Raw genomic sequence first — 2,233 nt, forward strand, 5'->3', positions numbered from 1 at the left:
CTGCAAGAACAGCACCCCGGTCTCGGTGCTCTTGTAGTTCCACACGCCGCCGAGGCCGATGCACGGCACCCCTTCTTTCCCGGACTTCATGGCCTTGAACTCCCCCTCAGTCAGGATGATCGACTGCTCTGGGTCCATGGCAATGCTGGGCCAGTCTAGGTTGGGCGGAAAGTAGGCGGTGGTCCCGGTCTTAGGCGGCTGGTCGTATTTGTGGTCTGCCTTCTTGACCCCGGCGATTGGCCCGCCGGTCGTCTGCTTGTCGAACCCAGACCGCTCTTCTTGGGGCACCTCAAGCCGGCGGGTCCGCCAGAATGGGCCCCAGCTGGGGTGGGTCTCGAGGGGCTGGCCAAGCAGGTCAAAGTAGGGGATCTTGATGCCGGGGCCAGCTCGCCACTCGGCCTGGTCGGCCTGCTTGTGCAGCACGGACAAGTCGTCGTGGAAGGTAAGGCCAAGGAGCTTGGCGTCGGCCAGCGTGAGACCGGACTCGAAGAGCTTGGCCTCGGCCAGGCTGAGGGTCAGCTTACTGGTCATCGGGCAACCACCCCTCGACCTGTCACCAAATTTGCTGAGGACCTGTTGACCACCCGCGGAGGGCCTGGAGGAAGCCGAGGGGGCTTGCTTGAGCCAGATTCTAGCTCGCTTTTAAGGCGCCTGGCGCTTCGACTCTCAGACAGGCCGTCTGACACATAGAGGCGACGCGGCGTATACCAAAGGCCCACGGGGACCCGCGCCAACGCCCGGTAGAACTTGTCTAGGGGAAGCTCCAGGCACGCGGCGGCATCCAAGGCCAGCATGGGGTTGTCCCACCCGGCAGTCGGCGAGCGGCCCGTGCTGACCACCTCGTAGCGGGCCGGCAAGACCCGCTTGTCGACGAAAAGGTCGGCCACGAGGGCGAAGTCGAGGCCTAAAGACTTCGCCAGACGGCCGAAGGTAGGGCTAAAAAGGCGCCTGACTTTAAGCGGGGACAGCGCGAGAAGTGCACGAAAATCCGCCAAAAGCTGGGCTTGTTGGTCAGGCATTAGACTTGACTCCTTTGGTTTGTTGTAATCGAAGGTCTCAGCGAGACGCCGACTCTAACCTGTTTTTAGGCCCTACGGGGCGAGGGGATGCGAATTTAGGCCCAGGCAGGGGCGGCTCGGCCCTCAGGACGGCCAGGGAAGCCATAAGTCTAAGGAATAAAGTCAACATGTTTCGTAGGATATAGAGATAGTAGTATGTATACCTATAGCTATTAGTTAGCAACTTTCTTTCTCTATATATTAGACAACGTACTGACTTATGCTTATGACTTAATTGGGTTTGTGGCATCTGGGTGATAAAGAGGGCGCATCTTGGGCTGGTTCTTGGGTACAAAGCGCCATTGCTGGGGTGGACGCGCCTCAGGGAGCCTGACCAATGCAGTCTGGGCCTTGGCCCACGTGCCTGGTGCCTTTGGTATGTGCTCCTGGTGCCTTGACCCACGTGCTTAATGTCTTGGTCTGTGCACTTTGTGCTTTGGTCTGAGGCTCCAAGCGCTAAATAAATATCGCCAAGCGCGTCGTTTCGTGATACGCATAGTGTACGATTCCTTACATTCCCATCTATGTTGTGGTGGGCTCAATGCACACAGACAAACCTATGGCAACCAAACCCCCGGCGCCAAGCCCAAAGAAGCCTTCTCGGACTGGCATTGCTTATGGTGCCGTGTTGGTAAAGAAGGCCAAGGGCACGCAGCCTGAGACCAAGCTGGTCAAGTCGGCAGCCGAGCGCAAGGCGGCACAACTTCGAAACCCAAGCAAGTCGGCCACCCCGGTCAAAGGCCTTCAGGGGCAGCGCACCTCCAAAGGGCAGATTGCCGCTGGGCCCGACGACCCAAAGTACACTGAGATCACCCCACTCGTCATCCAGGCCTACCTGGCCGCCCTGGCCATCGACGGCAGGCCCACCACCGTGGCCAAAGAGCTTCGGGTGCACTACGGCAGCATCTCTGCCCTGCGTCGAGAAGACCCTGACTTCACCGCCGCCTTCAACCTGGCCATGACCCAGGCCTTTGAGTTCCATGAGGATGAGGTCCGGCGCCGGGCCTTCGAGGGCTACCTCCGCCCAGTGTATCAGCAGGGCATGCTCGTGGGTCATACTCGCGAGTTCTCTGACCGCCTGGCTGAGATGATGATTCGAGCCGGCAAGCCTGAGCTTTACAACCCCAAGACCATTCAGGTCTTAGAGCACTCAGGTCAGATCGGGACCCGGGCCG

General features: G+C 59.5%; 2 protein-coding genes. One reads left to right on the forward strand and one right to left on the reverse strand.

What is annotated here, in order from left to right:
• Window positions 1–531: DUF3854 domain-containing protein (locus ACH2ED_RS04650; RefSeq protein ID WP_395089041.1), on the reverse strand; the 531-nt coding region annotated here is incomplete at its 3' end.
• Between the two features lie 1,086 nt (window positions 532–1,617).
• Between ACH2ED_RS04650 and ACH2ED_RS04655 the strand changes: the two genes are divergently transcribed.
• The coding region (locus ACH2ED_RS04655) for a hypothetical protein (RefSeq protein WP_395089042.1) at window positions 1,618–2,233 on the forward strand (616 nt) is incomplete at its 3' end.

Origin of the sequence: Armatimonas sp. (assembly GCF_043757465.1) — a bacterium.
In the GTDB taxonomy this organism is placed as follows: domain Bacteria; phylum Armatimonadota; class Armatimonadia; order Armatimonadales; family Armatimonadaceae; genus Armatimonas.